At 50.0% G+C, this 24,023-nt stretch carries 21 protein-coding genes; 8 read left to right on the forward strand and 13 right to left on the reverse strand.

The genetic code is table 11. The features are described from left to right. Positions 1 to 117 precede the first annotated feature (117 nt). Together AC4QZR_RS18670 and AC4QZR_RS18675 are read right to left on the reverse strand one after the other, a co-directional pair. On the reverse strand, positions 118 to 1,377 hold the full coding sequence (locus AC4QZR_RS18670) for a zinc dependent phospholipase C family protein (RefSeq protein ID WP_494482269.1): 1,260 nt from the start codon (positions 1,375 to 1,377) through the stop codon (positions 118 to 120). Positions 1,378 to 1,442: 65 nt separating this feature from the next. Then, positions 1,443 to 2,234, reverse strand: a complete 792-nt coding sequence (locus AC4QZR_RS18675) for a phosphatase PAP2 family protein (RefSeq protein WP_494482270.1) — start codon at positions 2,232 to 2,234, stop codon at positions 1,443 to 1,445. Between the two features lie 139 nt (positions 2,235 to 2,373). On the opposite strand from AC4QZR_RS18675, the gene AC4QZR_RS18680 reads away from it, so the two are divergent. Next, positions 2,374 to 2,934: a DUF4864 domain-containing protein gene (locus tag AC4QZR_RS18680; protein WP_494482271.1), complete on the forward strand. Its 561-nt coding sequence runs from the start codon at positions 2,374 to 2,376 to the stop codon at positions 2,932 to 2,934. A 28-nt stretch (positions 2,935 to 2,962) separates the two neighbouring features. Here the strand turns inward: AC4QZR_RS18680 and AC4QZR_RS18685 are convergent, their stop codons facing one another. Continuing rightward, complete coding sequence (locus AC4QZR_RS18685) at positions 2,963 to 3,442, reverse strand: GNAT family N-acetyltransferase (RefSeq protein WP_494482272.1); 480 nt, start codon at positions 3,440 to 3,442, stop codon at positions 2,963 to 2,965. 91 nt (positions 3,443 to 3,533) lie between these two features. Beyond that, positions 3,534 to 4,028, reverse strand: a complete 495-nt coding sequence (locus AC4QZR_RS18690) for a CHRD domain-containing protein (protein WP_494482273.1) — start codon at positions 4,026 to 4,028, stop codon at positions 3,534 to 3,536. Between the two features lie 162 nt (positions 4,029 to 4,190). Here AC4QZR_RS18690 and AC4QZR_RS18695 point away from each other — a divergent pair, with 162 nt between their 5' ends. After that, positions 4,191 to 4,781, forward strand: coding sequence for a membrane-associated protein (locus AC4QZR_RS18695; RefSeq protein WP_494482274.1), 591 nt, complete (start codon positions 4,191 to 4,193; stop codon positions 4,779 to 4,781). Between the two features lie 53 nt (positions 4,782 to 4,834). Here the strand turns inward: AC4QZR_RS18695 and AC4QZR_RS18700 are convergent, their stop codons facing one another. The 4 genes from AC4QZR_RS18700 to AC4QZR_RS18715 form a co-directional block, all read right to left on the reverse strand. After that, complete coding sequence (locus AC4QZR_RS18700; protein ID WP_494482275.1) at positions 4,835 to 5,932, reverse strand: efflux RND transporter periplasmic adaptor subunit; 1,098 nt, start codon at positions 5,930 to 5,932, stop codon at positions 4,835 to 4,837. Positions 5,933 to 5,973: 41 nt separating this feature from the next. After that, complete coding sequence (locus AC4QZR_RS18705; protein WP_494482276.1) at positions 5,974 to 7,224, reverse strand: ABC transporter permease; 1,251 nt, start codon at positions 7,222 to 7,224, stop codon at positions 5,974 to 5,976. Between the two features lie 297 nt (positions 7,225 to 7,521). Further along, complete coding sequence (locus AC4QZR_RS18710) at positions 7,522 to 8,766, reverse strand: ABC transporter permease (protein ID WP_494482277.1); 1,245 nt, start codon at positions 8,764 to 8,766, stop codon at positions 7,522 to 7,524. Between the two features lie 34 nt (positions 8,767 to 8,800). Next, positions 8,801 to 9,520: an ABC transporter ATP-binding protein gene (locus AC4QZR_RS18715; protein WP_494482278.1), complete on the reverse strand. Its 720-nt coding sequence runs from the start codon at positions 9,518 to 9,520 to the stop codon at positions 8,801 to 8,803. 593 nt (positions 9,521 to 10,113) lie between these two features. Between AC4QZR_RS18715 and AC4QZR_RS18720 the strand changes: the two genes are divergently transcribed. After that, entirely contained in the window at positions 10,114 to 10,401 is a 288-nt protein-coding gene (locus AC4QZR_RS18720) for a hypothetical protein (protein WP_494482279.1), read from the forward strand. Here AC4QZR_RS18720 and AC4QZR_RS18725 read toward each other — a convergent pair. The 5 genes from AC4QZR_RS18725 to AC4QZR_RS18745 form a co-directional block, all read right to left on the reverse strand. Continuing rightward, a complete protein-coding gene (locus AC4QZR_RS18725; protein WP_494482280.1) occupies positions 10,398 to 11,177 on the reverse strand; it encodes a pentapeptide repeat-containing protein in 780 nt (259 codons plus the stop codon). The genes AC4QZR_RS18720 and AC4QZR_RS18725 overlap by 4 nt on opposite strands. Before the next feature lie 86 nt (positions 11,178 to 11,263). Beyond that, a complete protein-coding gene (locus AC4QZR_RS18730; protein WP_494482281.1) occupies positions 11,264 to 11,473 on the reverse strand; it encodes a hypothetical protein in 210 nt (69 codons plus the stop codon). A 139-nt stretch (positions 11,474 to 11,612) separates the two neighbouring features. Continuing rightward, positions 11,613 to 13,016, reverse strand: coding sequence for a dihydrolipoyl dehydrogenase (lpdA, locus tag AC4QZR_RS18735; protein ID WP_494482282.1), 1,404 nt, complete (start codon positions 13,014 to 13,016; stop codon positions 11,613 to 11,615). A gap of 156 nt (positions 13,017 to 13,172) precedes the next feature. Next, positions 13,173 to 14,762, reverse strand: a complete 1,590-nt coding sequence (gene odhB / locus AC4QZR_RS18740; RefSeq protein ID WP_494482283.1) for a 2-oxoglutarate dehydrogenase complex dihydrolipoyllysine-residue succinyltransferase — start codon at positions 14,760 to 14,762, stop codon at positions 13,173 to 13,175. 179 nt (positions 14,763 to 14,941) lie between these two features. After that, positions 14,942 to 17,698 carry a 2-oxoglutarate dehydrogenase E1 component gene (locus AC4QZR_RS18745; RefSeq protein WP_494482284.1) on the reverse strand — a complete coding sequence of 919 codons (2,757 nt, stop codon included), beginning with the start codon at positions 17,696 to 17,698 and terminating at the stop codon, positions 14,942 to 14,944. Positions 17,699 to 17,973: 275 nt separating this feature from the next. On the opposite strand from AC4QZR_RS18745, the gene AC4QZR_RS18750 reads away from it, so the two are divergent. The 5 genes from AC4QZR_RS18750 to aspA all read left to right on the forward strand — a co-directional run bounded on the left by AC4QZR_RS18750 (position 17,974) and on the right by aspA (position 23,565). Next, a complete protein-coding gene (locus AC4QZR_RS18750; RefSeq protein ID WP_494482285.1) occupies positions 17,974 to 18,453 on the forward strand; it encodes a very short patch repair endonuclease in 480 nt (159 codons plus the stop codon). A gap of 77 nt (positions 18,454 to 18,530) precedes the next feature. After that, positions 18,531 to 20,261, forward strand: coding sequence for a M28 family metallopeptidase (locus AC4QZR_RS18755; protein ID WP_494482286.1), 1,731 nt, complete (start codon positions 18,531 to 18,533; stop codon positions 20,259 to 20,261). 323 nt (positions 20,262 to 20,584) lie between these two features. Next, the gene (locus tag AC4QZR_RS18760) at positions 20,585 to 20,815 is read left to right on the forward strand and encodes a hypothetical protein (protein WP_494482287.1); all 231 of its coding nucleotides are present in this window, start codon (positions 20,585 to 20,587) and stop codon (positions 20,813 to 20,815) included. Between the two features lie 130 nt (positions 20,816 to 20,945). Then, a complete protein-coding gene (locus tag AC4QZR_RS18765; protein ID WP_494482288.1) occupies positions 20,946 to 22,130 on the forward strand; it encodes a ribonuclease D in 1,185 nt (394 codons plus the stop codon). Between the two features lie 25 nt (positions 22,131 to 22,155). Then, positions 22,156 to 23,565: an aspartate ammonia-lyase gene (gene aspA, locus AC4QZR_RS18770; protein ID WP_494482289.1), complete on the forward strand. Its 1,410-nt coding sequence runs from the start codon at positions 22,156 to 22,158 to the stop codon at positions 23,563 to 23,565. Positions 23,566 to 24,023: the final 458 nt, after the last annotated feature.

The following is a 24,023-nucleotide window of genomic DNA, read 5'->3' on the forward strand; positions in this document are numbered from 1 at the left end:
TATAATCATATGCGCGTCAGCAGGTTAGTGATCTGACAGAACAGTATTTACGCGTGCGTTTATTTGTGTCATACCTGACTATACCTGTACCTGTGGGCTTAAATGCTTGACCTTCTTCTACAGCTGATATACCTGCAGTTTCTTCAGGTCTTCTTTTAATTCGGGACGGTCTTCCTGCTCCACACCCTGCAGCGCTACCCGGGGTTGATAGAATTGCAGGATATCCTGCCGCAGTGCCGGGCTTGTGTGCTTGAAATCAGATTTGGCAAGTTTGTGCAGCAGCTCAGCGTACGTTTCATCGGTAAGTTTGTAGTCGCCGGGTTTTGTGGGCTCTCCTGTGTCGAGCTGCCTATTGGCCAACTTTAGCTGGTCCTGTTGCCGGAGATGCTTCAGGAGTTTTGCGTAATGCTCGACGGTAGTGTTAAAGCTGTGATAGAATAGCTTTTCGGCCTCAGGGGTCGGCGGTTTGAAGGCAAGCGTCTGGAACGGCCCTAATTTGGGGAGCACTTTGATGATCCAGGCTGCGAAACGGGCGAATAGGTTGGGTCTGTCGTAATCTGTGCCCCAGGTCTGGTTAAACTCGGCGCGCTTCATGTGATATTGGAACTTGCGTCGGGTTATACCTGGACTGGCCTCTTGTATGTCACTTTTTTTGGCCTGCCAAGCGGCTTTGGTCAGGTCTGGCAGAAAGCCGCGTATGGTATAGCGGTAGGTCCCGATCGCCAGCGGCAGGTTTAGAAACACGTCGTTCAGCTCTAGCCCGTACGTTTCCAGAAAGGCACGTTCCAGCAATTCTTTCGACACCTTAAATCCGATAAAGGCATGGTATTCCTCGGGCGCGTAATTGCCTCGCGCCACCTGCAGCACATCGAACCCGAACTCTGTTTTAATGTGCGATGCGGCATCCTCAGCATAAGTTACTTCTTTTCCATACTCCGCTCCCACCTTCGGGTATACCAGTGCCACCGCCTTGTTGGTGCCAAGCGGGTGCCCGTGTATATCGGCATTGTAGTGCGACAGGGCACCGAGCGCAAAGCCATACTCTTCTATCGTGGTAGAGGATTCGATGAGATTCTCTACAAAATCACCGCTGCGCAAATAATGCGTCAGGTCGGTGAAGAAGGTGTTGCCAAACGGAAAGTAGCCCATGTCCTGCACAATAGATCCTCCATAGGCATGTGCATGGGCCTTTTGCAGGTCCTCGTCCGTAGCCTTTGGAAAACGCTTGCGCAGTAGGGGCTCCATGGAGTCCTTCCAGGCGGCATCGATAATGGCCTGGTGCGTGAGCACGCCATAGGCGCGCGCGGTGGTCGCCGTCAGAAACAGGTATAGGAACAAAGCCAGGAAGCCTGACTTTGAAAGGGTGCGATAATTCATGATTGTAGGTATGCGTCAGTTGTTGTACGCAGAAGCCGCCAAAGAGATAGCATAAGGGCTATATACTAGGGAGAAGCCTGTAGCTTTTTCCGGGCTCTGAGGTAGCTCATCACCTCCACAATGCTGATGCCCAGCAGCACCCACATGGCGCCCAGCAGAAAGCCCGCCAGTACATCCGAGAGAAAGTGCACCCCCAAGTAAATTCTGCTGAAACCTATCAGCAGGATCAGCACACCGGTTGCGGCCAGCACCAGGTTGCGCAAGCGCTTCCGGTACAGGTGGCGGTATCCGAAATAGGCCAGTATCCCCCAAAGCGCCATGCTGGTAGTAGCGTGTCCACTCGGGAAAGAAAAATTATGCTCCGGGTAGAAAGCTACTTCAGTGGGCCGGTCGCGGCTGATAAACTTCTTGCCATACTGCACCGAAAGTCCCGTACCTGCCATGGTCAGCCAAAAAGCCAGCACCGCTGTGTAGCGCCGATTGTATAAAAATACGATAGAGGCCAGACCACCAACGGCAAACACGGCCTCCTTGGTACCCAGCTGGGTGAGGGCATAGAAGGTCTGGCTCAGCCACTCGCTGCGCATGCTATAGAGGAAGGCTGTGAAGGCTTTGTCAATATGTACCACTCCTTCAGATTCAATGACATCTTCGGCAAGCTGGGAGAGCAGCGCAGCGTTCACCCCTATAACCAGCAGTAGTATGGACAGCGGTAACCCAATAAAAGTCGTGGTATCGAAGCGGCGCAGCAGAAAACTGGAAAGCCTAGGGAATCGCCGGTAGAAGCGCTGCACCAGCGGTTGCCTGGCCAACCAGCTGCGTATCGTTTGGAAGAGGTATGTCAGAAAATGGAGCATAAAGTAAAAATCCAACTTTTATACGCAATTCTCTCAATTTGATGCACGCGCATTAGCTTTTACCCGCAAAAAAGGGCGATTCACATAGCAGAATGCTTTATTAACAACTTATTAGCCCTATATAAAGTACATATTGAACATGAGAGGGTTTGAAAACATATACGACAAACTCCTGCTCGGTGTAGGGGTCGTATTGCTGGCGTTGCTGTGGGTGCAGTTTCCGGCTATGCCCGAGATGAGTGCGGAAGATAATATACGCTACACCTCGGACGAAGCCAGAACGGTTATGAACTCAAAAGCCCGCTTTCTGAAGCCTTCCAAGACACTTTCTCCCCGCGAAGTCATCAAAATTCAGCTCCATGCCCTTCAACGAAACGACATGACGGATAGCGGCATCATTACGGTTTTCAATTTCTCATCGCCAACCAGCCGCGTCAGTTTAGGCCCGCTCAACCACTTCCGGATGATGGTGCGAGACCCTGCCTACAGCCCCATGCTCAACTTTGTTTCATACAAAACCGGGAAGATGGTGATAACAGACGATACGGCTTACCAACTCGTGGTCATTAAAGGAGCGAGTGGCGAGCAACTGCCCTATTTATTTATACTGGCCAAGCAGCGAAAAGGCATGTACAAAGGCTGCTGGATGACAGTGGGTGTTGCCCGACAGGATGTAAACCGCCAATCCAGCCTGATCTAAAGGCTATACCTCTATACCTATACCTTCCTTATAAAGACAATTCCATTTTGATATCGGCACGCTTGTAAATGCTGGGCGGCATCGGCACTTCCACAAAGCCCAGGCGACGGTACAAGTTTAGAGCAGGTTCAAGCCCGCGGTTCGATACCAGGTATACCATGCGGGCTCCAACTTCACGGGCTTTCCGGATGGCTGCCTCGCCTAAAAGCTTCCCGATCTTCAGGCCCTGTGCCTTGGGAGTCACCGCCATTTTAGCCAGTTCATACACGCCATCACCATCGTTGATCAACGCACAAGTGCCTACGATCTCGCCCTGGTAACTGGCCATCAGAATATGACCGCCCTTGTCAATGATGTAGCTTTGCGGATTGCCCAGCGATTTGTGGTCAGCCCCTTCCATCACAAAAAAGCGCGTGATCCACTCCTCGTTCAGGGCTTTGAATGCGCCGGCGTGCTGGGGTTCGAAATCAAGTATTTGTACGGTAGCTTCGGTAGTAGCCAATTGCATAAAGTATTTTAATTTCCTGCAAAGGTACACCTATACCTACCTTATTGTCAAACAGGCTATCACAAAAGGACTTCGCCACGCCATTACTATCTTAGTTCTCACCACGCAATAATTGCCCGCGTAACTCCCCGTTCGGGTAAGTGGTGCTGTGTATGTTCAGATACCACCTGCCGTCAAGCAACTGCTCTTCTTCGGTCTGGGTTAGCTCCCGTGTCGTGCCTGTCACCGAACCGGTATGGCTGGTGGGATGATTTTCGATCGGTATCACGACAGGGGCACTCTCGGTGACAAGGGCCGGACCATGAAAGTGTATCCCTACAGTGTTGTCGGCTGCGTTGCCCAAGGTCCAGCTGAAATTATACGTCAATACCCGGGTGCTCCGGTCGTAAGTCGCGGTGAGGGAGCCCGACCCGCTTGTGGTAACGGCCGGCACCTCGTTCTCACCGGACAGCACTACATTGGTGAATTCAATTTCACTCTCAAGTATGTCATCTTCATCATCGTCGTCGCAGGCGTAGGCAAAACCACTCAGCAATACCATTAAATAAAACACTGCCCTCCTGACACTAATATCCTCACGTTTCATAAGCCAACATTTTAAACTATTATAGATCAATTTCTTATACTATTTTACTTGTCTGACAGTCAATTGTTAACCCTCAGGTATAAACTGGCGCTTCACCAAGCTCTTTTTATCCTTTCGCAGGGAAGTCAGGTATAAGATGATCGATTAAACGCTACTGTTTCTATGTCTGACACCATTCCACTCTGGTTGCCGATCGCCTATACCTTGTTTCTGCTGGTGTTGGTGCCGGTGTATTGGAAGCACTACGGGACGGGCAATTTCCTGTGGTTTTCGGATGTGGCGCTGTTCTCGGTGGGTATTGTGCTCTGGACGGAAAATCATCTTTTGCTGAGCATGATGGCCGTGGGAGTTCTGGGGCTGGAACTAGTATGGAATGTGGACTACTTTGGCCGTCTGCTCACCGGCAAGGAACTGCTGGGCCTGAGCGATTACATGTTTCATCCGGACAAGAGCCTGTTTTTGCGGGGGCTGTCGCTGTTTCATGTTTTCCTGCCTGCCATTGTGATCTGGTTGCTGATCGAGTGGGGCTATGATACCCGGGCTTTCTGGTACCAAACGGCACTGGCCTGGGTCGTGCTTCCTCTTAGTTACTTCCTCACCGACCCCAAAGAAAACGTGAACTGGGTATACGGCTTTGGCGGCAAACCACAAACGGCTATACCTAAAGGACTGTACTTTGCGCTAGCTCTACTGTTTTTCCCGATCTGTATTTACCTGCCTTCGCACTTTATTTTGCAGTGGATATTTAATTGAGCACAAAAAAAGCGGGCTACGGCCCGCTTTTTTCTCTCACCTTAAACAAACAATTAAATACTCTGCGTTGCGTTCGCATCCGGCACCTTCACTTTCTCAGAAGTCTTCAGGCCGGATACCACCTCAATATTGATGCCGTCCGATAGGCCCGTTTTCACTTCGCGCTTCTCGAACACCTGCGGGGCAGTCTCCACTTCCACAAACGACTTATCTTTCTCAAATTTGAGTAAACTTTCCTTCACCGCCATTACGTTCTCGCGCTTGTCGAGCACGATGTCGGCGTTGGCGCTATACCCTGCCCGGATAAAGTCCTTCTCGTCGAGCAGCACCTTGGCGCGGATTGGGAATTTGATAGAGCCCTCTTCCAGCACGCCTTTCGGAGCGATGTACTCGAGCTTGGCATTGAACACGCGGCCCTCGATAGCGCCGATGGTCAGCAACAGGTCCATGTTTTCTTTCAGCTTGCCCACTTCCGACTCGTCGATCTTACCCTCGAAAATGAGGCTGCGCATGTCGGCCACGGTGGCAATAGAGGTGCCCTCGTTGAAGTTGTTGCGCTCGATAATGGAAGTCCCCACTTTCACCGGCACATCCAGCAGCATGCCGTCGATGGTAGAGTATACCAGGTTCGAAGCCTGACCGCTACGCTTCGAAGCTCCCTCGCGTACCAGTTGCAGGTTGCTCTCTGCCGATTGCAGCGCCTCGCGCTTCAGTCCGTAGTCGGCCTTATACCTTCTGAACTCCTGCTCGGCGATCACTTTCTGGTCGTAGAGCTGCTGATAGCGGGCCAGTTCGCGTTTGGCTTCGTCGAAGTTAATGCGGGCCGTCTCCAGCGTGTTCTGGGCATTGTTCACGTTCACGATGTTCGGCACGATCTTGATCTTGGCCAGCAGCTGCCCCTGCTTCACAATCTGACCGGCCTCCACGTAGAGTTCCTCCACAATGCCCGATACCTGCGACTTCACTTCTACCTCTTTGCGGGGCACGATAGAGCCTGTGGCTACTGTCTTCTTCACGATGTCCGTCTCAAAGGGCTCTTCTGTTTTGTACACGATCGGATCGGTGTTGGCTTTGTTGTAGAAGTAGCGGACCAGCCAAACAGACAAGGCCAGCATGACGATCACAAACAGTCCAATAAAAACCTTTTTCATAGTGGTTGTTCAATTATAATCTTGTTGATTCGATGCTCCAATTATTCTTCCTGCAGGGCGACTACCGGATTCACGCGGGCGGCCTTGGTGGCAGGTATAAGCCCGGCCAAAGCACCGGCCACTACCAGCAGCACTGTTGCGGTCACGGCCACAGCCGGGTTCACTTCCGGCGGACCAAAGAAACCCGCCTGCACGTTGTTGTCCACCATAAAGCCTTCGATGGCCGCGATTAGCCCGGTACCCGCCAGCAAACCGATGTAGCCGGCAAAGCCTGTGATCACGATGGATTCCTGTATGATCAGGCTCACGATGGAGAGGGGCGTTGCGCCGAGCGCCTTGCGTATACCTATCTCTTTTGTCCGCTCCTTCACCACGATCAGCATGATGTTGCCTACCCCGATGATGCCGGCTACGATGGTTCCGATGCTCACCAGCCAGCTAAAGCCCGCTATACCTGCAAACAGCCCCTGCACATCCTGAAACTCTTTCTCGACGTTGGCCGATCCGAAAGCCTTCAAATCGGTTGGGGCCACTTTGTGCCGTTTCATTAACAGTGCTTTCACTTTCTCCTCCACCACCGCGGCAGGTATACCTGGCTTAGGCGTCATGGCGAAGAAGTTCACCTGGTTGGGCTGGTTAAAGGCCTGTTGCAAGGTGGTGTTCGGTATATAAATGGTTTGGGCATCCTGCACTACATCTTCGTCCTTGCCAAGCGGCTTAAACGTGCCCACTACTTGAAAGTAAATACCTTTGATGCTGATATACTTACCGATTGGGTCTATTCCTTCGCCAAACAGCAGCTCCAAGGTGCGCGGCCCCACCACCGCCACTTTGCGGCGCTCCACTATGTCTTTCTGGTTGATAAAGCGGCCACTCACGACATTGGTCGGCTTCACCTGCAGTACCTCCGGCGTTTCGCCATTCACGGTAAAAGCTGAGCTCTTGGTGCCGTAAACCACCGAGAAGCTGCCTTGTAGTTGGTTACTCGGTGCAATCACCCCCACCTCCGGCACAAAGGCACGGATAGCGTCTATGTCGTCGTTGGTCATCTGGATGAAGCGCCCCGCTTTCAGGCCCAAGTAGGGTACACTCGTGCGCTGCGTCCACACAAACACGGCATTCTTAGCCACATTAAATTCAGAGGTGATGCCTTTCTCCAGCCCTTTACCAGCGCCCAGTAACAACACCAACATGAAAATGCCCCAGAACACCCCAAAAGCAGTCAGCGCCGTACGCAGCTTGTGCTTCTTTACGGTGTTATAAATCTCGGTCCATTTATCAATGTCGATCATGTTTTTTTATTGAGTGAATGAGTGACTTAGTGAATGAATGATTATTTATTTCTTATTGATTGAATTAGTGAGTATTCAGTAAGTAGTTGTTTTGTTGATTATTGGGTCATTGATTCAGAAAAGCTTTGGCAAACAATAATTATGATTGATTATTATGCTCACGATTCATCAAGTGAATAACTAACCGGTTCTATAGTCTTATCTCCATTTAATCACTTAGTAAATCAAAAATGAAAATCACTCATTCACTAAATCGCTAACTCACAAATCCATCCACTCCATCACTCATTCACAAATCTACCCCGCCCTGAGCGCCTCAATCGGCTTAATCCGTGCCGCTTTCAGGGCGGGCATCAGGCCGGCCAGGGCACCGGAAATCACCAGGATCAGGGTAGCTGCCAGCGCTACGCCGGGGTCCACTTCGGGACTAGCAAAGAAAGGCGCTTCCGCCCCCGACGATTCCATCAGGTATTCCATACCTGCGAGCACACCTGTGCCTGCCAACAAGCCCAGGTAGCCGGAGAAGGCCGTAATCACGACAGACTCCTGCAGGATCAGGCTCACGATAGAGAATGGCGTTGCCCCCAAAGCCTTGCGCACGCCGATCTCGCGGGTACGCTCTTTCACGATGATCAGCATGATGTTGCTCACGCCCACAATGCCGGCAATCAGGGTGCCTATACCTACTATCCACACAAATATCTTAATGCCATTGAAGAGACCCATCACTTTCAGAAATTCCGCCTCTGTGTTTTCCACCCCAATGGCCATCTTGTCTTCGCTAGAGAACTTATGCCGCTCGGCCAGCAGGTTGCGCAGCCGGGCCTCCATGTCTTTGGCACTCACGCCGGGCTCGGCCACCAGCGCCATCATCTGTACCTGGTTGGGCTGGTTAAAAGCAGCCTGCAAGGTCGAGAATGGAATGTACGCCCGCTCTTCGCGACGACTGCTGTTGTTGCCGCGCATCTTAAAGGTGCCTACTACCTTAAAGTGTATCCCTTTGATGTTGACGTACTCTCCCACCGGATCAGCCTCCCCGAACAACACTTTGCTTGCCTGATCACCGATTACAACGACTTTGCGCTTCTCACGCTCGTCGATGTCGTTGAGCAAGCGACCTCTGAACGGAATTTCCCCATTTATTTTCAGGAAGCCCGGCTCGGCACCAAACACCTGGTAAGAGCCGTTCTGAGTTTTGTAATTGATGGTATACTCGCCCATCACCCGGTTGCGCGGCGAGAGTAACTGCACGTTATCCACATCGCGGTGCACCGACGCTATATCCTGATTGGTCAGTTTTATCTCACGCCCCGGCGACATACCTTGGTGGGCCAGCGCTGTCTTGCCGGTCCAGACGTATATGCTGTTCTTGGCACCGGCACCGAAGCGGTTGTACACCCCGTTCTCCAGCCCTTTGCCGGCACCCAGTAACAACACCAGCATAAAGATGCCCCAAAACACGCCAAAGGCGGTCAGGAACGTACGCAGCTTGTTCTTCTGCATCGTCCCGAGTATCTCCTGCCATTTGTCTAGGTCAAACATCTGATTGCTGGTTGTTGATTGTTGTGCGTATACCTTAGCTTTTGGCCGCGACCGCCTCTGCTGCCAGTATCGCTTCCTCAGCCTGATGTTCTCCACTCACGATCAGACCGTCTTTGAGCCGTATGACGCGGTGTGTCTGGGCGGCGATGTCGTTTTCGTGCGTCACGATTACCACTGTCATCCCTTTGCTGTTCACGTCTTTAAAGATATCCATCACATCGTAAGAGGTCTGCGTGTCGAGGGCACCGGTCGGTTCGTCGGCCAGGATGAGTTTGGGCTGGGAGATAAGCGCTCTGGCGATGGCCACCCGCTGTTTCTGACCGCCTGACATTTCGTTGGGGGAGTGCTCCGCCCAGTCTTTCAGGCCCACCATATCAAGGTACTCCAAGGCCAGTTTGTTGCGCTGCTTGCGCCCCACGTTCTGGTAGTAGAGCGGCAGGGCCACGTTCTCCATAGCGTTTTTAAAAGAGAGCAGGTTGAAGGACTGGAACACAAAGCCCAGAAACTTATTGCGGTAGTAAGCCGCCTTCGCAGCCGACAGGTTCCGGATAGGTGTGCCTGCCAGGGTATAGCTACCGCTGTCGTAGTCGTCTAGGATGCCGAGGATGTTGAGCAGCGTAGACTTGCCGGAGCCGGAAGACCCCATGATGGACACCAGTTCGCCTTCTTCTATGTGCATATCAATGCCTTTGAGCACGTGCAGTTTGTTGTGCCCTACCGCGTAGTATTTATGTATATTTTCCAACTGTATCATAGGCGGTAGTCCAAAATGATGGCAAATAAATTACTGGTATTTGCCTTATAAGGTGCTCTATATAGGGCTAAGTTTCTGAAATACTATACCTACAGGAGATTTGTACCGACTGACAGGTATAGTTTGTCTATCAGTCGTTTATCATCCTCCCGAAACAGTTTTAGCTCAAAAGCCCTTATTTAAGTTAAAACGAAACACAATACCTCACTATTTTGCTTGGTACATGATAAAGATGAAATAGGGAGAGGATAGGTTGCCTGCGCTGGAAAATAATTTACTTGCTATACCTCCACTGCGTAGAAAAGCTATGCTACAACCGGACCTGCCCCAGCCTATCCTCTTTCATCCTTTGAAGCATCACCTGGGGTTTATCCAGCAGTTCATTCAAAAGAATTGTAGAGGCAGAGGATTCTTTTCTGAGGGCACAGCTCAAGACAGTAGGCAGCTCGCAGCTCGACCTATACCTGGGCAAGTTATCAGCCAAACAAATTGCTGAAGAAACCATCCTATACCTGCAAAAGCACCACACACTTACGCCGGAGGCGTACCGGCTATACCTGTCTGGCAGCGAAGCGGCCTATCAGTTGATCAACTTGTCTGACGAAAGCAAGTGGGTGCTGCGTTGGGGCGTAGTCGAAGGAAGGCACGTGCATCTGCACCCGGCCAGGTATAGCCTGTATACGATCAGGGTGAAGGCAAACACCCTCAAAACAGCTGTGGCAGTGCAAATAGAGATTCGAAGGTATGAACAACCACTGAGTTTGGCGCTGGTTAACCAGGTGCGTACCCAGTGGCTTGAGCTAGCTCCTATACCTGCCTCCTTAACGAGCGGTACGTTTGCAAGATTGGTCTACTTGTTGGACGACAAGCAAACTAGTTAGTTTCCAGTCCGGCTAAAGACCATACGGTTATTAACCTTGGTATACTTAAAGTCCTCATCACCTCTGAACATGGCTCTTTGTAGGTGCATGTTGTTAGCTACTTTGGTATACTTGAAGTTGGCCAAACCCCTAAAGTCTGCCGCTTTGAAGTCAGCGTCTCCGCTGAACTTGGCATATTTGAAGTTCGCCTCTCTTTTGAAAGAAGCATTCCCGAAACTTGTCTCCTCAGGAAAAGCCACATACTTGAAGTTGGCCACTTCATCAAACTTCGTATTACTGTAATCGGCTGATTTCGAAAACTTACTATACTTGAAGTTTGCCTCGTGCCGGAAATTGCTGCCTGCAAACGATACGTTGTCCTTAAACTTCGAGTACTTGAAAGCGCTGTATCCTTCGAACACACAGTTCTCGAAGCGGACTGCTTTGTCAAAATTGGTGTTATACACTTCGTTTTTCCTGTTAAGAATCTTTATGTCCTCGTTATCCGGATTGTAGTAAGCCAGCACATCATCTTTGAAGGTGCAGTTCACAAAAGTCAGGGGTACTTTTACGGTGCTGATATACTCATTCGTACTATTCTTATTGTCAGCCCTTTTCTCGAGGCGCATGTTGTCCAGGCGCGTCAGATCCAGCACGCCCACGATCACAGCATTTTTGTAAGACACCGCCTCGCCACGGTTTATTTTGGCCATAATTTCAGAGGCATTTACTTGTGTTTGCGCCCAGGTAAGGAAAGGCACAGCCAACAACATTAGGAATAGCAATGATTTCTTCATGGTTTTAAGATATAAGTTTTGAGTGGAATATCAGCTTATACCTTCTAGATGAAGCAAGTACGCGTAAGGTTGCCTGGCTACATTTTTTATTCTTCCAGGTATTGCACAATGGTGCGCACTACGATCCAATAAATAAAGAAAGCGAAAATGAAGACAGTGCCGAATAGCAAACCCTTCTCCAGCAGGCTGGAGTTGATGATCTGGCAGGTGAAGCTCGCGACCAGAAATGGTAGCAGGATGCCGAGCCCCATCATAATTTTTAATACTTTGTCGAAGGATTGCTGCGGCTCGTTCATAGCTATCTAGGTTTAGAGTTTCATGTTTTAATACAACGTAAAACCTCCTAAAAGAGTTATCATCGCTATATAGTTATAAAACAAAACAGCATCACCTTTTTCGGGCGATGCTGTTTATGTTAGGATTGTATGAACTTGATTAGATATGCAGGGCGCGGTTTTCCGTCGCGGCCAGGCAAGCCTCTTTGATGGCCTCTGTATACGTCGGGTGCGCATGGCTCATACGGGAAATATCCTCGGCCGAAGCACGGAATTCCATCGCCACTACTGCCTCCGCAATCAGGTCAGCAATACGCGGACCGATCATGTGCATACCTAGGATCTCGTCAGTCTCCTTGTCAGCCAGCACCTTTACAAAACCGTCCGTGTCCATCGACGCTTTGGCGCGACCCGAAGCTTTGAACGGAAACGAACCTGTTTTGTAGGCACGGCCCTGCTCTTTCAGCTGCTCTTCGGTGTAGCCTACGCCAGCCACTTCCGGCCAGGTATACACCACACCCGGGATCAGGTTGTAGTTGATGTGCGGCTTTTGGCCCACGATGGTCTCTGCCACGAACACGCCTTCTTCTTCAGCTTTGTGGGCCAGCATCGCGCCACGCACCACATCGCCGATTGCGTAGATGCCGGGCACGTTGGTTTCCAGGTGATCATTTACGGCAATCATACCGCGCTCGCCCATCTGCACGCCTGCATTCTCCAGCCCCAGTCCTTCGGTATACGGCTTACGGCCCACTGATACCAAAACGTAGTCGCCGTCAAACGTAACGGTTTCGCCTTTCGGATTCTCAGCCGTTACCGTTACGGTTTCGCCCTCATTGGTGGCGCCGGTTACTTTGTGATTGAAGAAGAACTCAAAACCCAGTGTTTTCTTCAACACACGCTGCAGCTCTTTGCCCAGCGCACGGTCCATCGTCGGGATAATCGAGTCCATGTACTCCACCACCTGTACTTTGGTACCCAGGCGAGCATACACAGAACCCAGCTCCAGACCAATCACGCCGCCACCAATCACGATCATTTTCTTCGGCACCTCTTTCAATTCCAAAACTTCCGTAGAGGTGATGATGCGCTTCTTATCGATTGGCAAAAATGGCAGCGAAGTAGGCTTAGAGCCCGTTGCGATAATGGTTTTGTCTGTCTCGATCTGCTGCTCCTGACCGTCTATACCTGCTATTTTGATGGTGTTCTTGTTCACGAATGAACCCAGGCCATAGTAGGTGTCGATCTTGTTTTTCTTCATCAGGAAGGCAATGCCGTCGTTATTCGACTTCACCACGCCCGCCTTGCGGTTGATCATCTGCTCAATGTTCACCTGCAGGTCATTCAGCTCAATGCCGTGCTCCTTAAAGGTATGTGCCGCATTGTGGTAATGCTCCGATGAATCAAGCAGTGCCTTAGAAGGTATACAGCCCACGTTCAGGCAGGTGCCACCCAGTACGTTATACTTTTCTATAATAGCGGTTTTCAGGCCCAGCTGCGCGCAGCGTATCGCTGCCACATACCCGCCAGGACCAGAACCAATTACGGTAACATCGTATTTCATCTGTCTATATTTTAGGGAGAGGTATACCTCTCGTTTTGTTTTGGTTTCTCTAGTTTACATGACGGGAGCGAGGACACTCGGGCCATACTCTGAAAAGCAAAAAAATAAAGGAGGAGCAAACTTTAACGCTTACCCCTCCTTTCTTATCTCAATAAATTATACGCCAAGCAATAAGCGCATCGGATCTTCCAACAGTTCTTTCACGCGAACCAGGAAGCTAACCGACTCGCGGCCGTCGATGATGCGGTGGTCATAAGAAAGCGCCAGGTACATCATCGGGCGGATCTCTACTTGTCCATTCACGGCAACCGGACGCTGCACGATGTTGTGCATACCTAGTATAGCTGACTGTGGCGCATTGATGATCGGTGTAGACATCATAGAACCAAATACGCCACCATTGGTGATCGTGAAGGTACCGCCTGTCATCTCCTCAATTGAAAGTTTCCCGTCGCGTGCCTTCTTGGCCAGACGAATCACTTCTTTCTCGATGCCATCCAGTGTCAGACTTTCCGCGTTGCGGATAACAGGCACTACCAGACCTTTTGGTGAAGAAACAGCGATAGACACATCCACAAAATCATTAAAGATCATATCGTTGCCATCGATCTGTGCATTCACAGCTGGCCACTCCTGCAGGGCTACGGTACAAGCCTTCGTGAAGAAGGACATAAAACCAAGACCTACCTCGTGCTTCTCCTTGAACTTATCTTTGTACTTGGCGCGGATGTCCATGATCGGCTTCATATCTACCTCGTTAAAGGTCGTCAGCATAGCCGTTTCGTTTTTCACCTGCACCAGACGACGGGCAACTGTTTTGCGCAGCGAGCTCATTTTCTCACGGCGCTGGTTGCGATCACCTGACGCAACTGGTGCGGCGGCAGTCTCCTGCTTGGCAGCCGGAGCGGCGGCAGGCTGTGCAGCAGGTCTTGACTGAGCACCCATCGCATCTTCTTTCGTAATGCGACCGTCGCGGCCTGTACCTTGCACATCAGCTGGGTTGATGCCTTTCTCAGAAAGGATCTTACCGGCAGCCGGTGATGGTGTGCCGGAAGCGTAGGTCTGGGCACCAGATGAAGCAGCAGCGGCTGGCTGTGATGCCTGTTGTGCAGCTGGAGCGCTTGGCTGAGCGGCTGGTTTCGCAGCGCCGGCACCTGCACCCTGTACAATGCGGCAAAGCAATCCACCGATCTCTACTGTGTCACCTTGCTGAGCTACGATTTGCAGTGTACCTGCGGCCTCGGCTGGCAATTCAAAAGTCGCCTTATCCGACTCCAATTCGGCAATTACCTCGTCCATTTCTACATGGTCGCCGTCGTTTTTCAACCAACTGGCAATCGTTACTTCTGTAATAGACTCGCCTACTGTTGGCACGCGCATTTCCTTTGTTTCACCAGCACCCTGTGCAGCGGCCGGAGCGGACTCCTGTGCAGACGGAGCTGCGGCAGTTGCAGTTGGTGCTGCAGTTTCCTGTTTAGCGGCTGGGGCAGCAGGAGCGCCACCAGCTTCGCCGTTTTGCTCGATGCGGCAGATCGTGGCACCCACCTCAATGGTATCGCCTTCCTGCGCAACGATGCGTAAAATGCCTGCGGCTTCTGCTGGCAGTTCGAATGTGGCTTTGTCAGATTCCAGCTCCGCAATCACCTCATCCATCTCTACCCGGTCGCCGTCTTTCTTTAGCCACTGGGCTATGGTCACCTCAGTGATGGACTCACCTACGGTAGGCACTTTAACTTCTAAGCTCATATTTTCTATCAATTATGAATTACAGTTTTGAATTACGAGAGACTAATGATTAATGACGAATGAATAATGATTAATTGGCAATGACTTCTAATTGGGAAATGACAAATGCATAATTTCTATTCACTCATCAAACTTCATTCATCATTATTACCTACTCATTATTCATTCGTCATTACTCATTAAATAGCGAATGCTCTTTCAATCAGCTCCGCTTGCTCCTTGCCGTGTATTTTGTTATACCCTGTTGCAGGAGAAGCACTTGGCTTGCGGGCTACCAGGTCTTCCACGCCGTTGCGCATCACACGCAGCACGTACATCCAGCCGCCCATGTTCTCAGGCTCTTCCTGCACCCAGTATACCTTAGCGCCCTTGTACTTGCTCAGCTCAGCCTCCAACTGCACTTTCGGGAACGGTGCTAGCTGCTCCATACGGATAATGGCCACATCCTTGCGCTTGTTCTTCTGCTGCTCTTCCAGCAGGTCGAAGTATACCTTACCAGTACACAAGAGTACTTTCTTAACTGACTTGGCCGATGCGTAGTCATCACCGATTACCTCTCTGAAGCCTCCCTTTGTGAATTTCTCTATAGGAGATACCACGTTCGGATGACGCAGCAACGACTTCGGCGCCATGTTGATGGCCGGCTTGCGGAATGGCAATGCGAGCTGACGACGCAGGAAGTGGAAGAAGTTGGCTGGTGTTGTGATGTTGGTCACGAACATGTTGTACTCAGCTGCCAGCTGCAGGAAACGTTCAGGACGGGCATTGGAGTGCTCCGGCCCCTGGCCTTCATAACCGTGCGGCAACAGCATCACCACACCGTTCATACGCTGCCACTTAGACTCCGTAGCGGCCACAAACTGATCAATCATCACCTGCGCACCGTTGGCGAAGTCACCAAACTGCGCTTCCCAGATAACGAGTGCGCTCGGGTTGGCCATCGCGTAGCCAAACTCAAAGCCGAGCACACCATACTCTGACAGCAGCGAGTTGTAGATCTCCAGTTGGCGCTGCTCGTCCTGTATATAATTCAGGCTGTTGTAAGGCGCGCTTGTGTTGGCGTCGCGGAGCACGGCATGGCGGTGCGAGAACGTACCGCGCTGCACATCCTGTCCGCTCAGGCGCACAATCTTACCCTCTACTAACAGCGAACCATAGGCCAGCAACTCGGCAGCCGCCCAGTTCAGCTGACGGGTTTCAAAGAACATCTCGTTGCGCTCTTTCAGGAGCTTTTCTATCTGCTTCAGCGGCTTAAAGCCCTGTGGTACCGTAGAGAGCGCTTTGCCCACACGTTCCACCACCTCAGGAGCTATACCTGTTTCAGGCGACTGGTTGAAGTCTTCCGGATTGGAGCGGCGCAGTGTCTGCCATTCCTTTTCCATCTGCTGGTAATTGTAAGGAAGGGGCTTTTGCTTCACCATGTCCAGGCGGTCCTGCAGCATCTGCCGGAATTCCTTGTCCATCGACTGCGCCAGTTCCGCATTTATATCGCCACGGGCAATCAGGTTCTTGTTATATACTTCACGTGGGTTCGGGTGCTTCGAAATCAGGTTGTACAGATGTGGCTGCGTGAATTTCGGTTCGTCTGCCTCGTTATGGCCATGACGGCGGTAGCACACCATGTCGATGAAGATGTCGTTGCCGAACTTCTGACGGTACTCGGTGGCCAGACGCACAGCAAATACCACTGCTTCCGGATCGTCGCCATTTACGTGCAGTACTGGCGCGTCGATAATTTTCGCCACATCCGTGCAGTAAATAGAAGAACGAGCATCTTCGAAGTCAGTCGTAAAGCCTACCTGGTTGTTGATCACAAAGTGAATGGTACCACCTGTCTGGTAGCCTTTCAGCTTCGCCATTTGCGTTACCTCGTACACTATACCTTGTCCGGCCAATGCGGCGTCGCCATGGATCAGGATAGGCACGATCTGCTTCGGATCGCGCTCATACATGCAATCGATCTTGGCACGAACGAAACCTTCCACTACCGGGTTCACCGCCTCTAAGTGCGATGGGTTTGGTGCCAGTTTCAGATTAACCGTGTTGCCAGATGTAGGGGTAACCACCTCTGAAGAGAAGCCCATGTGGTACTTCACGTCACCATCGCCCATGGTCAGGTCTGGTGTGGCAGTGCCCTCAAACTCGGAGAAGATCTGCTCATAGGTTTTGCCCATGATGTTGGCCAGCACGTTCAGGCGACCACGGTGCGCCATACCGATCACCACTTCTTTGGCACCCAGATCGGAGGCCTTGTCGATGATGGCATCCAGGGCAGGTATAGTTGTTTCGCCGCCTTCCAGTGAGAAGCGCTTCTGACCCAAGAATTTCGTGTGCAGGAAGTTCTCGAATACAACCGCTTCGTTCAGTTTAGAAAGAATGCGTTTTTTGTATTCTATACCTGGGTTGAAGGCCGGGAATTCCTTTTCTATTTTGTTTTGCAACCACTGGAGCACCTCTGGGTTGCGGATGTACATGTACTCGAAGCCGATCGGGCCTTCGTAAATTTGCTGCACCGTCGCTACAATGTCACGCAGTTTGGCAGGTCCGATACCGATCACTTCACCTACCTGGAACACAGTGTCCAGGTCAGCTTCTGACAGACCGAAATCTTTCAGGTCAAGCAGGGCTTTGCGGTCTTTGCGCTCGCGCACCGGGTTGGTTTTGGAACGCAGGTGGCCGCGAGTGCGGTAGGCATATATAAAGTTGCGAACAGCTACTTCTTTATCTGATAAGCCGGCTGAAGCGGCTTTGGCCGGGGCGCCTACTGGAGCACCATCCACCTTGTGACCGTTCTCGTTATAGGCCGTCGAGAAATCAAAGCCTTCGAAGAATTTGCGCCATCCAAAGTCAATTGACTCCGGATCCTGTTGATAAGCTTTGTACAGCTCGTCAATGTAGGCTCCGTGCGCATTTGCGATATAGGTATATTTATCCATAACTAATGTTTACGGCTGTGTGTAAAGGCAAAGTTAGGAGTATTTATAACAAATCAAACTTTATGCATTCGCATAAGCAAATGTGGTTGTAAATCAACACAATGCTATCAGATATATTATTTATATATAGGGCTGGATCATAGAAAGTACATTCCCATAATAGCCTGATTTTTTTACCTGGTATCCTGCTTTCACGCCATAAAATTGAATCCTGCCACTATTCTGCACTTTCATAAGCCACTATTTGTTCGAATATAGAACATACCCCTGCGGAATTGACCGTCAGAAAGAAAGTCAAAAAATATAAAGCGAATCCTGCACCACTCACAGCACGTGAGAAGGTAAGCAGGTATATGCGCGGCAACAAAAGCCGTGACACGAAGCCCGAACTCTTGCTCAGACGCGCACTCTGGCATAACGGCCTTCGCGGCTACAGAATACACTGGCACAAGGCACCGGGCAAACCCGACATTTGTTTTCCTGGCCGACGACTGGCTATTTTCGTGCACGGCTGCTTCTGGCATCGCTGCCCTTATTGCCAACCGGCATTTCCCAAATCAAACCTACGATTCTGGGAGGAAAAGTTTACCAATAACCAGTTGCGCGACGAACGCTATAAGACGCTATACCGCGAAGCTGGCTGGCAACGGGTCGTTATATGGGAGTGCCTGCTGTACCTAAACCCTGCCTCCTGCCTCGATCTTATCAAAACGCTGCACCGGGGTGTTCCTGCCAGTTGGGAAATAGCTGCCTGATCTAAATCCAGACGGGCGTAACTATCGGTATGAATAAAAGTATTATCTTCAGTACCTTAACATACCCATTTAAACCTATGAAAAAAAATATGATCGGTCTGGCTGTGCTCAGTCTGCTAGCTTTTGGCTGTAACGAAAACGCCAGGGAGGTAGCAGACAGCGACGACGACCGCACCGCAGTTGCCAGCGACACAACCGGCGGCCTTCTTACTGCCCAACAGAGCATTAACGCTAACGACCTCCTCCAGCACATACAGGTGCTTGCCTCTGATGAATTTGAAGGCCGCAGTCCCGGCACTGCCGGCGAAGACTCTACCGTGAACTACCTGACCCGCGAGTTTAAGGAGTTGGGCTTACAGCCTGGCAACCCGGATGGTACTTTCGTGCAGAAGGTCCCCATGTTTGGCTTTACGGCACAGCCTCAGGCAAACTTTACGGCAGGTGGCAAAACCGTCAACCTTTCTTTTCCGGATGACTATGTGGCTGTGTCGCGCCGCTATGTGCAGGATGTGAACGTCAACAATTCGGATCTGGTGTTTGTAGGTTATGGCATCGTAGCCCCTGAGTATGGTTGGGATGATTACAAAGGAGTGGATGTTAAAGGCAAGACGATCGTGATGCTCATCAACGATCCGCCTATACCTAGCCCGAACAACCCGGGACAGCTGGACAGCACCATGTTTGGCGGGAAAGCCATGACCTACTATGGCCGCTGGACCTACAAATATGAGATCGCTGCTGAGAAGGGCGCTGCCGCTGCCATCATCATCCACGAAACCGGTCCGGCAGGCTATCCTTACGAAGTGATATCAGGAAGCTGGAGCAGGGAGAACTTTGACATCAGTAACCTAGGTAAAAATATGGACCGCTTGGCGGTAGAATCCTGGATAACGGAAGACAAGGCCCGCGAACTCTTCACAGCCTCTGGTAACAACTTCGAAAACCTAAAGAGCGCCGCGGCTCAAAAAGGCTTTAAGCCTGTGCCACTAAATGCGAAGGCTAACTTTAAGATCAAAAACCAGTTGCGAGAAGTGGAGTCGCGGAACGTGATTGCCAAACTGGAGGGATCTGACCCGGAGTTGAAAAACGAGTATGTGGTATACACGGCACACTGGGACCACTTGGGCAAAGATGAGAAGCTGCAGGGCGACCAGATCTACAACGGCGCCATGGACAATGCCAGCGGCACGGCTGGGCTCATCGAACTGGCGAAAGCCTTTACACAACTACCCGAGAAGCCGAAACGCTCTATACTGTTCCTGGCCGTGACCGCTGAAGAGAAGGGTCTGCTGGGGTCCAAGTACTATGCTTCTAATCCACTCTACCCGCTCACCAAAACCCTGGCGAACATCAACATGGATGTGCTCAACCCTTACCATCCTACAGAGGATGTGATCGTGATTGGGTATGGAAACTCTGATCTGGAGGATATACTGGCAGAAGAAGCACGCACGCAAAACCGCCGGATCGTGCCGGAGGCCTCTCCTGAGAAAGGCTCCTTTTACCGCTCCGACCACTTTGAGTTTGCCAAGCAAGGTGTACCTGCTCTATATGCCAAGTCAGGTATAGTGGCCCGTGACCAGGCCGCCGATTACATTACCAAAAAGCAGGACCAGTACACAGCCGAACATTACCACAAAGTAAGCGACGAGGTATATGACAACTGGAATCTGGATGGTGCGGTAGAAGACCTGCAACTCTATTTCCGGGTGGGGTACCGTGTGGCAAACGGCACTGCTTACCCGGCATGGCGTGAGAAGTCTGAATTCAGGGCCAAACGAGAGAAGTCGCTATCTGAAGTTCAGTAATTACCCCGGCAATTTAAAATGGAGCCTTTCTGGAATAGCAGGAAGGCTCCATTTTTATTGGCTATTGGTAATGCTACGGCAGAGCTGAATTTTACTGGAGCCCACCAAATAAATAAAGTTATATTTTATACCTTACTCCCTATAATAGCATCAAGGCTATACCTGTTTATACAAATGCATTTACTATCATAAATATCTGTTTAACAACCAAATACAAGCCATTCACAGGGATTATTGTTAAAAAATTTAATCCTAAGGGTTACCTTTCCGTATAAACCGAATAAATAAGTACAAATTTACTTGTTTAACAAAAATTGAAAATCATGAAAAAGACAATAAAATTTGCATTCGCTGCATTCGTTTTTTTTGCTTTCACAGCTTGTGGTACCGATAACAACACAGCCACTGAAACTGACCAAATCGATGAAGTAGAGACTTCTGATATTGATGTGGATGCAGATATGGATATGGATACTGACACTACTACCGTTATGGACTCTACCGTAAATGATGGTGTAGCAGACGAAATCCCGGAAGAAAAACCTATTCAGTAATATACATACTTATCCTTTTCAAAAAGCCCCCTTTCAGTTCGCTGAAAGGGGGCTTTTGCATAAGTGCACTACGAAAGAAAAATAGTATACGAGGTATGGATATGGCTTAATACTTGTTTAAATTTAGCCAATGGAAAAATTATCTTTAGAAGAAGACGGCGTGGCAATTGTGCTCGTGGCATCTGATGCAGATTTGCGTCAGGCCGTGCAGCAATTGGAGCAATGCGATGAACTTGCCCTTGACCTTGAGTTTGATCAGAACCGCTATACCTATGGTTTTAACCTCTGCCTGATCCAGATTGCTGATGGCAAAGGAAAGTGCTTTATCATAGACCCTTTTTACATTGATGATCTGAAACCTTTTTTCCTGTTGATGGAGAATCCGGCAATTACAAAGATCATACACCACTCCAATAACGATATTCTGTTGCTCGATAAAATGGGGTGCTCCATAAAAGGTATAGTTGACACAGATGTGGCTGCTAAGATCCTTAACTATGAACGCTCCTCTCTGGCAACTGTCCTCAAAGAAGAATTTGGAAAAGAGATCGATAAATCACAGCAATCCAGTAACTGGAACAAGCGACCACTTACAGAAGATCAGCTCCGCTATGCAGCCATCGACGTGATATACCTGCACAAGGTAAAGTCTAGGCTACTTCAGGAAATAGAAAAGGTTGGTCGTATGCATTGGCTCGAGGAAGAAGACTATCTGTTAGAGCAGATCAAGTATACTGAGTCAGAAAATCCGCACCTCAGACTGAAGCATTCGTACCGCCTCAACTATTACCAACAGTATCTTCTCAAATGGCTCTATACCTTCAGGGAGAACCTGGCCCGGCAATTTAACAAACCAGCCCATTTCGTAATCCCGAATGAAGCCTTGGTAGAGTTGGCCAATAATCCGAACACGGATATCCACGAGTGGTTGAACCATACAAGGGGGGTACACGGCAATCTCAAAAAACCCAAAAACGAGCGGATGCTGGAGGATGCTTTGCAAGAGGCTAAAGAAGCAGCCAAAGCCAACCATATCAGCCACGATTACCCAGAGCATCGCTTCCAGCGGCCGTTGCGCACTCCTGAGACTGAGCGACGCAAGGAGTTGCTGACAGCGGTACAGCAGGAAATCATGGCAAGGTATGGAGAGTATGCCTCCAAACTGATCATTAACCAAAGTCTTATCACGGACTACAGCCAAAATGGTAAACTGCGTTGCTATAAGAAGTATGGCAGCGACATTGTACTGGAAGTGGCAAAGGACCTAGGTATAGCTATACATGTTTCAACTGCTCCCCAGCAGACAGGTGAATAAATAAGTTTGTCTTTAAGAAAACAGCATGGAAAAAGTAAGGATTGAACACGACTTTTTGGGAGAAAAAGAAATCCCCAATGAAGTTTACTATGGAATTCAGACGTTACGCGCACTAGAAAACTTTCATATTACAGGTATACCGATTTCGAAGGAGCCTCTTTTCATAAAGGCTTTTGCTTATGTGAAAAAAGCAGCTGCACTTGCCAACCACCAGAGCGGTATTTTGAGCAAAGAAGTGACAGATGCTATCGTTTATGCGAGTGATAAACTGATAGCAGGAGAGTATCTCGATCAATTTGTGACAGATATGATTCAAGGAGGTGCAGGTACTTCTGTGAATATGAACGTCAATGAAGTTATTGCCAATGTTGGGCTAGAGTATATGGGCCATGCAAAAGGCATGTATAATTTCCTTCATCCTAATAACCATGTAAATTGCTCACAATCGACAAACGATGCTTATCCAACGGCATTCAGGCTGGCTCTCTATTGGAAAATACAGGCATTTATCGAAAGTCTGGAGGCCTTGCAACAGTCATTTGGTCGCAAAGCAGAGGAGTTTAAGGAAGTACTAAAGATGGGCCGTACGCAACTGCAAGATGCTGTACCTATGACACTAGGGGCAGAGTTTCATGGTTACGCCACTACTGTACGAGAGGACATCCAGCGTTTACATGAAGTGAAAATGCTGATCTGTGAGATCAACATGGGAGCAACGGCTATTGGCACCTCTATTAACGCACCACAAGGTTACCCACAACTGGTTACAAACATTCTACGAGAAATAGCAGGGGTGCCAGTTGTGCTGGCCGAAGACCTGATTGAGGCAACCTGCGACACAGGAGCGTATGTGCAGGTATCGGGTGTGATGAAGCGCTGCGCGGTAAAGGTATCCAAGATATGCAATGATCTACGCTTACTCTCTTCAGGACCACGTGCCGGCTTGAATGAAATCAATCTGCCACCCATGCAGCCAGGCTCATCTATTATGCCTGGAAAGGTAAATCCTGTTATACCTGAGGTAGTCAACCAAACGGCTTACTACGTCATTGGAGCTGACATGACAGTGACGATGGCTGCGGAGGCCGGTCAGTTACAACTCAACGTAATGGAACCTGTTATAGCTTACAGCTTATTCAATTCATTGACCTTTCTGGAGAATGCCTGCTATACCTTACAGCGCAAGTGCATTGACGGAATCACAGCGAATGTAGAGATCTGCCGTAATATGGTGATGAATAGCATTGGCATCGTCACTTCACTAAACCCGATTATAGGATACGAGCAGTCTGCTTCTATTGCTAAAGAGGCGTTGAAAACAGGGAAGTCAATTCATGAGATTACAGTACTTGAACGTAAGCTGATCACACAGGCCAAATGGGATGAAATTTTCTCAATGGAAAACCTGATACACCCTAAGTTCATCAATTTATAAAAGTAGAAAATGTATAAAAAGGGGCTGTAGGTAAAACCTGCAGCCCCTTTTTTTGTGCTTGAATTTATTAGTATGGGATAATGTGTGAAAGCTAGCCTTATCTAGAGTAAGGAAGATAAACTGTCCTCCTGCTTCAAACCATGTAGATGACCTGCCAGCGTAGCCCTTCCGACGCGGAATCCACCTCTTTCTACTACAGACAATGCAGCCTCCACCGTCCAGCGCCCCGGAGGGATCTTCCTTCTGCTCCCACCCTTGCGGGGTAGCTAGGTGGTTGACTTTGCCGGCCTGCGCCTACTACTCCTTTCGTTGCCCTAGCGCCTACTGGTCTCTGCGCCTTGTCCCCTCGGGCTGTAACGGTGTAAACGGCGACAGCCCCTGTCTCTTTGCAGAGGCAGGGGCTGTCTGTTGTTGGGGTTGGCGGCCACCTACTCTCCCGGGTGTGACCCCAGTACCAT

The organism is Pontibacter sp. YIM B11418, from assembly GCF_059278805.1.

Coding starts and splice junctions, on each gene's coding strand:
- AC4QZR_RS18670 (WP_494482269.1), bottom strand. CDS start 1,377: ATGAATTATCGCACCCTTTCAAAGTCAGGCTTCCTGGCTTTGTTCCTA.
- AC4QZR_RS18675 (WP_494482270.1), bottom strand. CDS start 2,234: ATGCTCCATTTTCTGACATACCTCTTCCAAACGATACGCAGCTGGTTG.
- AC4QZR_RS18680 (WP_494482271.1), top strand. CDS start 2,374: ATGAGAGGGTTTGAAAACATATACGACAAACTCCTGCTCGGTGTAGGG.
- AC4QZR_RS18685 (WP_494482272.1), bottom strand. CDS start 3,442: ATGCAATTGGCTACTACCGAAGCTACCGTACAAATACTTGATTTCGAA.
- AC4QZR_RS18690 (WP_494482273.1), bottom strand. CDS start 4,028: ATGAAACGTGAGGATATTAGTGTCAGGAGGGCAGTGTTTTATTTAATG.
- AC4QZR_RS18695 (WP_494482274.1), top strand. CDS start 4,191: ATGTCTGACACCATTCCACTCTGGTTGCCGATCGCCTATACCTTGTTT.
- AC4QZR_RS18700 (WP_494482275.1), bottom strand. CDS start 5,932: ATGAAAAAGGTTTTTATTGGACTGTTTGTGATCGTCATGCTGGCCTTG.
- AC4QZR_RS18705 (WP_494482276.1), bottom strand. CDS start 7,224: ATGATCGACATTGATAAATGGACCGAGATTTATAACACCGTAAAGAAG.
- AC4QZR_RS18710 (WP_494482277.1), bottom strand. CDS start 8,766: ATGTTTGACCTAGACAAATGGCAGGAGATACTCGGGACGATGCAGAAG.
- AC4QZR_RS18715 (WP_494482278.1), bottom strand. CDS start 9,520: ATGATACAGTTGGAAAATATACATAAATACTACGCGGTAGGGCACAAC.
- AC4QZR_RS18725 (WP_494482280.1), bottom strand. CDS start 11,177: ATGAAGAAATCATTGCTATTCCTAATGTTGTTGGCTGTGCCTTTCCTT.
- AC4QZR_RS18730 (WP_494482281.1), bottom strand. CDS start 11,473: ATGAACGAGCCGCAGCAATCCTTCGACAAAGTATTAAAAATTATGATG.
- lpdA (WP_494482282.1), bottom strand. CDS start 13,016: ATGAAATACGATGTTACCGTAATTGGTTCTGGTCCTGGCGGGTATGTG.
- odhB (WP_494482283.1), bottom strand. CDS start 14,762: ATGAGCTTAGAAGTTAAAGTGCCTACCGTAGGTGAGTCCATCACTGAG.
- AC4QZR_RS18745 (WP_494482284.1), bottom strand. CDS start 17,698: ATGGATAAATATACCTATATCGCAAATGCGCACGGAGCCTACATTGAC.
- AC4QZR_RS18755 (WP_494482286.1), top strand. CDS start 18,531: ATGAAAAAAAATATGATCGGTCTGGCTGTGCTCAGTCTGCTAGCTTTT.
- AC4QZR_RS18760 (WP_494482287.1), top strand. CDS start 20,585: ATGAAAAAGACAATAAAATTTGCATTCGCTGCATTCGTTTTTTTTGCT.
- AC4QZR_RS18765 (WP_494482288.1), top strand. CDS start 20,946: ATGGAAAAATTATCTTTAGAAGAAGACGGCGTGGCAATTGTGCTCGTG.
- aspA (WP_494482289.1), top strand. CDS start 22,156: ATGGAAAAAGTAAGGATTGAACACGACTTTTTGGGAGAAAAAGAAATC.